This is a genomic window from Falsiruegeria mediterranea M17 (assembly GCF_900302455.1).
Classification (GTDB): domain Bacteria; phylum Pseudomonadota; class Alphaproteobacteria; order Rhodobacterales; family Rhodobacteraceae; genus Falsiruegeria; species Falsiruegeria mediterranea.
The window spans coordinates 22,975-32,264 of the sequence record NZ_ONZG01000023.1 but is presented as its reverse complement, the minus strand read 5'-3'; the positions used below and the strand labels follow the sequence as shown (position 1 = coordinate 32,264).

Genomic DNA, 9,290 nt, shown 5'->3' with positions numbered 1-9,290 from the left:
GGTGGCTTATTTTGGGGATGGCCCAAGGTTGACCGCCACGGTCAGGGATGTTGGGCGGACCAAACAAAAAGAATGATGTCTGGATCGGGGTGAGCGGGCCATCGGCCCGTTGAACCTCGGTTCAGTCTGCCGGGAAACGTTGCCCGCGCGCTAAAGCGCGGGTTCTTCTGAAACCATGCGATACTTCCCAGGCCGCGCGCGATACAAAGCCAAAGCAGTCCCACAACCCGCTGACAGAATTACAAGATATCGCAGACGGTCCGCTGAGTATATGGTTCTTAAATGTAGACCCATCCTCTAGGTTGAACTAGACTTAAGCTATGACAAGCGAATCGAATAGTCTTTCACGATGGCAGCAGGATCGCCGTGCATTCATTGAGCACAGGGTCTTTTGGCGTGGACGTGTCGGCCTTGCGGATCTGATGGACGTTATGGGCCTTAGTCGGGCTCAAGCTTCGAAAGACCTCAATAGCTACATCAATGATCATCCCGAACACATCATCTACGATAAAACGGCCAAGACCTACGTTCTGGGCCCGAAGTTCGAAGAACACTACACTGCGCTTGATCCGTCAGAGTATCTTGATGATCTCCTGTCGATCTCACGGGGCGGTTCAGCCCCCACTGCAGACTGGATTGTCTATCAGCCGGACATTCTGGCAACCACTGTGCCTGGGCGCGGACTTAGCGCGCTAACGCTTCGCAACGTCTTATTAGCCTGTGAACAGGGCAAAGAGCTGCAAATAAGCTATCAGTCGATGTCGTCCCCCGATCCAGAAGATCGCGTTATCATTCCTCATGCCCTCGCACATGACGGATTTCGTTGGCATGCGAGAGCGCTTTGCTCAAAAGACCAAGTTTTCAAAGACTTTGTTCTCGGACGCATACTGAAGAGCACATTGGGGGAACAATCAGATGTCGATGCCGGTACAGATGAAGACTGGCACCAAACAATAACGCTCAAAATCGCGCCTCACCCTGGCCTATCCGAAAACCAACGGAGAATAGTTGAACTCGACTACGCAATGCAGGACGGCATAGCAGAAATACAAGTGCGTAGATGCCTTCTATTTTACAACCTGAAGCGGCTAGGCCTGGACGTGGATCCGAATTCAAGATCCCCCAATGAGCAGCAAATTATTCTCCAAAACAGAGATTCACTGGCGAGAGCGGAAGTATAGGAATATGGACGTATTCAATCTAGATCGATTTGTTATCGATCAATACAAGGCATTTTCAAGGTCCTTTACGAAGATCAGGTCACCGGAAATTTCTTCGAAGGTAGACGCTTTATATGACGACAATCGATTTTGGCCCGAACCGCTTCTGCAGATCAATCCACACTATGCATCAGGCGGGTCTGTCCTTGATTTCATCAATGGAGGTATGCTTGAGCCAGAATGCTCTGACGTGTTCCACGATAAGTGGGGCCCAACGGATCAGGCCGACCCAAGCCTAAAGCTCCGTAAGCACCAAGAACAAGCTATCAGCTTCGCAAAAGAACGCCAAAGCTACGTCGTCACAACCGGCACAGGGTCTGGCAAGTCTCTGTGTTTCTTCATTCCAATCATAGACGCCGTCATTCGCGCCAAGAAAGCGGGTGGAGGCGCGAAAACACGTGCTATTGTCATCTATCCAATGAACGCATTGGCGAATAGCCAAGCAAAAGAACTCGAAGGCTACCTTGGATCTGCAACTGGCGGCCTTGTCACCTACGCGCGTTACACGGGCCAAGAAAGCAACGAAGACAGGCAACTCATCAAGGCCAATCCGCCAGATATTTTGCTCACCAACTTCATGATGCTTGAGCTTCTGATGACACGTCAGAGTGACTTGGATCGCAAGGTACTGCAAAACTGCGAAGGCTTGCAGTTCATCGTTCTGGACGAACTTCATACCTATCGGGGGAGGCAGGGTGCTGACGTTGCCATGCTCATGCGCCGTCTGCGCTCTCGCATTGGCGCCCCCAAGAATCCCCCACTGTGCATTGGCACATCGGCAACTATGGCGTCAGAAGGTGCCCAACACGAAAAGAACGAAGCAGTCGCACGCATTGCCAGTCAGATTTTTGGAGCTGATATCGGCCCAGATGCCATTGTAACAGAAACCCTCAAACGAGTGACGAACCCAGTAAAAATTGGAGTTAAAGGATTAAGTGGGCTTTCAGATGCCGTTCTCGCTGCCTCCAAGGGTAATGTAGCCCAAGGTCTCAAGAATTCTGATTTCTTCGATGATCCTCTGGCTATCTGGGTCGAGACCCGGGTTGGGCTCAAAAATGTTGAAACCAAGCCTGAAAGAGCAAAGCCAATCTCACTGGAAGAAGCGGCTGAGACCCTTTCCGCTGATTGTGGACTGGATGTAGAACTCTGTGCTCAAGCCCTTCGTGAAGCACTCATCGGATATTCTGTTCCGGAAAAAGACCGAGTTGAGGGTAGTAAGGAATACTCCCCACTTTTTGCGTTTAAACTGCACCAGTTCGTAGCGGGTGCAGGCAGGCTCTATATGACCCTGCGCCCTGAGGGTGAGCGGGATGTGACCTTCAGCGGGCAGCTCTTCAACCCGAATAATGACGCTGAACGGCTCTACCCCACCCATTTCTGCCGGAACTGCGGCCAAGAGTTCCATCCGGTAACACTTCGCAGCCATGACGGTACGGATGTCTTCGAGAAGCGAGAAATCGACGATATCCCTGTAGAAGGCGATGAAGATGATGATGGGGCAGATTGGGGTTTCCTAATGCCTGAACCCACAAGTTCAGACTTCAGTTTTTCCGGAAAAGACGAGGACTACCCAGACGCATGGCTTGATGAGAAGCCAAATGGCGAAAAGCGCCTGAAAGCCACCTATCGCAAGAAGCGGGCACAACAGTTTTCTGTTCTGCCAGACGGGACCGCTCATTCCGGATCACGGCAAGCTTGGTTCCTGCCTGGAAAATATCGTTTCTGCCCCTCCTGTCGGGATGTCAGCACCTCTACAGCACGAGACATCAACAAACTGGCATCCCTAAGTGCCGAGAGCAGAAGCTCTGCCACGACCATCTTGCTGTCTACCGTGTTGCGCTGGATGAATTCGCCAGCGTCCACGATTGACGATTACTCGCGCAAGCTACTCGCATTCACGGACAATCGCCAGGATGCTGCCCTACAGGCAGGTCACTTCAACGATTTCGTGTTTGTCACTATGCTTAGGGGGGCGATCATTAGCGCCCTGCGTTCAGCGCCAGATGGCTCGCTCGATGAAGCAAATATTGGTCAAGAGGTCCAAAAAGCGCTCGGTTTCCTTGCTTCACCAGATTATGCCCAACGTTCGCCCGAATGGCTACTGAACACCGGAGTTAAGGGTGAACGTCGCAACGAGGCTGAAGCAATCTTGCGGCAGAACTTACAGCATCTTTTCTGGATCGATCAGCGTAGAGGTTGGCGCTACACGAACCCTAACCTTGAACAGCTTGGGCTGCTCTCAGCACGTTACAAATATCTGGATGATATTTCAGCTGATGCTGATGAATTCCGAAGCTCGCCCATCCTCAATAATGCCAGCACAGAGGAACGTAGAGAGGCTCTCAAGGCACTTTACGACCATATGCGCAAAGGTCTTGCTGTTGATTGTGCCGCTCTCAACAGACTTAAGCTCGAAGAACTGGTCGGCAAAAACCACAACCTCATCAAGTCACCGTGGAACGTCGATGATGACCGCATGGTGACCTCCACAATCTTCATGACCGAGCCGCCGAAGAGAAAGGAAATGAAGAATAAGGATGAAGACCGGCTCCTTCGTGGAAGTCCTACCAGCGCCATCGGACGCAAGATGCGGGACCTGACTTTTTCTGGGCTTCGCATCGAGTTGAAAGAGGTTCCTGAAGTTCTTGAAGGGCTGCTGAAAGCATCTGAGAACTATGGGTCGGTCATCAAAGAAGCTGGCCCATTCGGGATGGGTTGGCGGCTCGCTGGGTCTACCGTCCGCTTTGCTCTCGATGAAACGCTTGCTGATGCCGAACTGACAAATACCTACTTTGTCGGCGTTTATCAGATGGTCTCTGAAATGCTCGACCGAGGTGGACAGACTCTCTTCGGTTTTGAGGGGCGCGAGCACACCGCCCAAGTTGAAGGGGACCTTAGAGAGTTGCGGGAGATGCGCTTCCGCTACGGAATGGAAGACCAGAAAGCCCTCCAAGAGGCAGAGGAAAGCCTGAAAAACTTCAAGGAAGACAGTCGGTTTCTTCCGACGCTTTTCTGCTCCCCAACAATGGAACTTGGTGTCGATATTTCCGCCATGAATGTGGTCTATCTACGCAATGCTCCCCCTACAGCCGCCAACTACGCACAACGCAGTGGTCGTGCTGGCCGTAGTGGACAGGCTGCGTTGATCTTGACCTATTGCGCCGCTCAAAGTCCGCACGATCAGTATTTCTTCGACCGAAAGACCGATCTTGTTGATGGCATTGTGGTCCCACCTTCCATCGATCTCAAAAACCGTGACTTGGTTGAGAGCCATCTCAACGCTGAGTGGCTTGCCTCACTGGGTATGGAGCTGAAGGATGACAACATCGAGTTGGACAAGAACATCAAAGCTAACCTTGACCTCTCTGACCCAGAAAAAGCACTCCTGCCAGAAATCCGGGATGTGGCTGCTGCCCCACACACCGCTGACCGTGCAAAACCACTTATCACAGCTGTTTTGACAGCTCTGGAAAAAGACTACAGCGGCGACAACCCACGCTGGTTCAAGTCTAAGGAGTTTGTTACCGCGGATATCACCTCGAAGGCTCCCGGTCGCTTCAATGATACCTTCGAACGCTGGCGAGATCTCTTGAAGGCTGCTGAGCGTTCTATCGATTTGGCTGAGCGAACCTTGAAAGATTACACGATTTCCCCCCCAGAGCGGAAAGCTGCAGAAGATCGCCGCCGCATGGGCGAGTTCCAGCGGTCTATCCTTTTGTCTAACCAGTCGAACAGGGATAATGACTTCTACATCTACAGGTATCTGGCGACAGAAGGTTTCCTTCCCGGATATAACTTCCCACGCTTACCTTTGATGGCTTACGTGCAGGGTGGAAATGATGGCAAGAACCAGCGTTACATCCAGCGTGCCAGGTTCCTTGCGATTTCAGAATTCGGACCTCAAAGCCTCGTTTATCATGAAGGACGTGCCTTCCGTGTTGACCGCGCCCTTCTCAAGGAGGCTGGTGACCGAGATGATGGCTATCTGAGTACCAAATCACGTGCCCTCTGCCCCTCCTGTGGAGCAAGCCATGATGGTGAGCATCCGGAACGTTGCCATGTGTGTAACACAGCACTCAGTAAATCTGTTCCGCTGACCAATCTCTACCGTATTGAGAATGTTGGCACACGCCCCGCTGAACGGATCACATCAAATGACGAAGAGCGTAAGCGTCAAGGCTTTGAGATTCAGACGACATTCGCTTTTGATGCGTCCAGTTACACGGCTTCGATGAAAGTCAGAGATGATGATGGCGACATCATCCAAATCGACTACGCTCAAGCTGCCTATATCAGCCGGATCAATAAGGGCTTGCGGCGTCGAGCCGACAAGTCAGAGATTGGCTTCTATATCAACCCAAAAACTGGCGTATGGGTCGGCAAACCCAAAGATGATGGCAGTGAAGAAGAACGCCCAGATCAACTCAAACAGCTCATCGTGCCGACGGTAGAAGACCGTAAGAATGCACTTCTCATCAGGTTTGATGATGAGTGGCTCTCCGATCTTGGGAAGGAAGCTGATAAGACACTCACCACACTTCAGCATGCATTGGCTCGTGGTATCGAAGCTGTATTCCAGCTTGAAGAAGGCGAGATCCTCGTAGAGCCAACGCCTTCCCGTTCAGAACGCCGTGCGCTTTTGTTTTATGAAGCCGCCGAAGGTGGTGCTGGGGCTCTCGGACAGATGGTGTCTGAAAAAGACAGCATCGCACTGGTTGCTCGAAAAGCACTCGAAATCATGCATTTTGAGCCTTCATCCTTCAGCACGCCACATAGTGATCCTGATAAGCTTGTTCAGAAGACTGGTGTGGACTGCGTGGCTGGCTGCTACCGATGTGTACTGTCCTATTTTAATCAACCTGACCACGAGCATATCGAGCGACGTGATGAGGAAATGCAAAGGATGCTGCTGAGACTGGCCTACAGCACGACCTCTGCACCGGAAGAAACCAGAAAAGACCCTGCACCAGTGACAACTGCAAACGGGTCAGGATCAGTATCATCCCCTGCTCATTCTTCTGGAGCAGATGTTGATGCAGGAGAACTGCCGCCTCCTGAGCCAAATCCTTTGGTAATCGCTGGTGTCGAGATCCCACTTTTCTGGCGAAAGAAACGCATTGTTGCGGTTGAGGACGAGCGGGTGAGCGAGGAATTGCGCTCGGCTTTGGATGCAAAGGGCGTAAGGCTTTTTATCCTTCCCATATCACCTGACCAAAAAAAACAGGTCTTCAACGACTTGAAATCCGCCTTGAAGGAGTAAACCATGGGTATTGCAGAACAGTTTTCTCCTGGCGAATTGGTAAGAGCTCGTGGACGTGAATGGGTTGTTGTCGATAGCTCGAACGCTTTGACTTTGCGTCCACTTTCCGGCTCTGAAGCCGACCTTGAAACGATCATTCCTGAGCTGGAAGCGGATCCTGTAACCTACGCCAGCTTTGCCCCCCCTTCGCTGACCGATAAATTGGGTGGACGTGATGCCGCCCAGTTACTCAGGGATGCCCTCAGACTGTCCTTGCGCCGTGGTGCAGGCCCTTTCCGTGCTGCTGGTCGCATTAACTTTGAACCGAGAGCCTATCAGCTTGCTCCCTTGATGATGGCGCTTCGACAGGACGTAATCCGTCTCCTCATCGCTGATGACGTGGGTATCGGTAAGACAATCGAAGCTGGTCTCATTCTGAGGGAAATGCTCGACCGTGGTGAAATCGACCGCTTCACCGTGCTTTGCCCACCCCATCTTGTCGAGCAGTGGACAAGTGAACTTGAAAGTAAGTTCTCTATTCCGGCAACACCCGTGACCGCATCTGAAGCGGCCAGGCTTGAACGTAACCTGCCCAACACCGTCTCCATTTTCGAAGCCTACCCCTTCACCGTGGTTTCGATGGACTTCATCAAGAGTGAACGCCGCTTTTTCGACTTTAAGAGAGCATGTCCCAACATGGTAGTCGTTGATGAGGCCCACTCCGCGGTCAGTGCAGGCAAAGGACGGCAAAGACGCTATGAGCTTGTCCGTTCACTTGCAGACGATCCTGAACGCAACATATTGCTTCTTACCGCAACTCCACATTCGGGTGATGAGACAGCCTTTCACAATCTCCTGGGGCTTTTGGATAAAGAATTCGCAGCACTTCAGGATGCAGGAGGTGAACGACAGCGCCAGCTGAGGGAAAGGCTTGCAGGACATTTTATCCAGCGTCGTCGTCGTGACATTGATGCATGGAAAGAACCTGGTCTCTTTCCAACGCATGAGACCTCGAACTTCCCCTATCGGCTGACTGGCGAATATGAAGAATTCTACGGAAAAATCCTCGATTACTGTGCGGAAGTCATTGAGTCCGTTGAAGGTGAGACCAAGAAACGTCTCGCTTTCTGGGGCACACTCGCTTTGATGCGCTGTGTGGGGTCCAGTCCAGCTGCCGCTGCACGTGCGCTCAAGACACGTGCCCAACTGGATCCTAGTGCCATCTCGGAAAGCGAACTTTCAGCTCAAACCCTAGATGATGAAGAGCTTTCTGAAAACGATCTTGAACCTGGTGTTGGCATCGAAGATGAAAACCTCAGTTCACTCATTGCCACAGCAGACAAGCTCTCTGCAGAGGTCGAAAAGGATCCCAAGTTCAAGGCGCTCATCAAAGCCTTGGAGGATATGCTCAAGAAGGGGCATTCGCCTGTTATCTTCTGCCGCTACATCGCAACCGCCGAGCAAATTGGGGCAGCACTTCAAAAGTTCGCGTCTAAGCATGTGGTTGAAGTTGTCACGGGGGCTATGCCGTCAGAGGAACGTGAAATCCGAGTTGAAGAACTCGGTGGTCACGAAAACCGAATTCTTGTTGCGACCGACTGCTTGTCTGAAGGTATCAACCTTCAAGCCTGGTTCGATGCGGTCATTCATTATGACCTCTCATGGAACCCGACCCGTCATCAACAGCGAGAAGGCCGTATCGACCGTTTTGGTCAGAAAGCGCCGATTGTTCGCTCTGTGCTAATGTATGGTGAGAACAACCCAGTCGATGGTGCTGTTCTCGAAGTGATCATCCGCAAAGCGGAAGCTATTGCTAAGCAGACAGGTGTTCGGGTTCCGATGCCTGATGACCAAGGCTCGTTGACCAAAGCCCTCATGTCTACCGTGATGCTGCGGGCAAGAGGTCAGGAACAGATGACCCTTGATCTCGACTTTTCAGACTCGGAAGAAGCTCGCCAGATTGAAATGGCATGGATCAATGCCTCCGAGCAGGAAAAGAAGACCCGCACCATTTTTGCTCAGAATTCTTTGAAACCTGAAGAAGTTGCCGTGGAATGGGAGGCGACCCAAACGGCTCTTGGTGGTTACGCGGATACTGAACGTTTTGTGTTCCAAGCCATGAAACGTCTTGGACAACCCTTGGAGCCCCTAAAATCTGGTGCCTACAAGGTCGCTCTTCACCTGGTTCCAGACCACATCAAGGAGCGGTTTATTGCTGAAAGCTTGATAGATGATGCAGATATCAAGCCCCTCAAGGTCGGGTTCTCTGCTCGCCCTCCAAGTGGCACGATTTCTGTTCACCGTGCACATGCCTTGCCGTCTGTTCTGGCTGAAAACTTCCTTGAGCAAGCTCTAGATGAGTTTGCCGACGAAGATGCCCTGTCCACCTTGCCACGTTTGGGGGCTTGGGAAACGGATGCAGTTGATGAGGTTACCTGGCTTGCTCTTCTAAGAGTGCGTCATCGCATCGACTCCAGGGGCAAGCTAGGGCCCAAATTTGCCATGGCAGAAGAGTCCGCTGCTATCGCCTTCAGCGCTTTCTCCAAGCTTCCAATGAAGTGGGACGAAGATGCCTTTGCACTGCTCGATCAGGACGGTCAGAACCTCGACAAAAGCACCCGCCAAAACCAGATTGAACGGGCGTTGAATTCTCTGGAGGCTCTTCAGCCAGCTCTGACCCAGTTTGCGCATGAGCGGTCAGAAGTTTTGGCCGGCGACCATGTTCGAGTGCGTCAGGCACTAGGGTCAAAAGGACAGGTAAAAGTCAGCGCCATCACACCAGTTGATGTGATTGGTTTCTATGTGCTGATGCCGGGATTGTAAGGGTAAGA

3 protein-coding genes are annotated in these 9,290 nt (G+C 51.9%); all 3 read left to right on the top strand.

Annotated elements, in window-relative coordinates:
• Positions 1-320: 320 nt before the first annotated feature.
• Genes TRM7615_RS24660 through TRM7615_RS24650 form a run of 3 tightly spaced genes read left to right on the top strand, consistent with a single transcriptional unit; the run spans position 321 to position 9,282 of the window.
• A complete protein-coding gene (locus TRM7615_RS24660) occupies positions 321-1,181 on the top strand; it encodes a BrxR family transcriptional regulator (RefSeq protein WP_108792637.1) in 861 nt (286 codons plus the stop codon).
• Positions 1,126-6,480: a DEAD/DEAH box helicase family protein gene (locus TRM7615_RS24655; RefSeq protein WP_108792636.1), complete on the top strand. Its 5,355-nt coding sequence runs from the start codon at positions 1,126-1,128 to the stop codon at positions 6,478-6,480. Before TRM7615_RS24660 ends, TRM7615_RS24655 begins: the two co-directional genes overlap by 56 nt.
• Before the next feature lie 3 nt (positions 6,481-6,483).
• Positions 6,484-9,282 (top strand): DEAD/DEAH box helicase, encoded by a 2,799-nt coding sequence (locus TRM7615_RS24650; RefSeq protein ID WP_235824212.1) that lies wholly within the window; start codon positions 6,484-6,486, stop codon positions 9,280-9,282.
• The last annotated feature ends 8 nt before the right edge of the window (positions 9,283-9,290 follow it).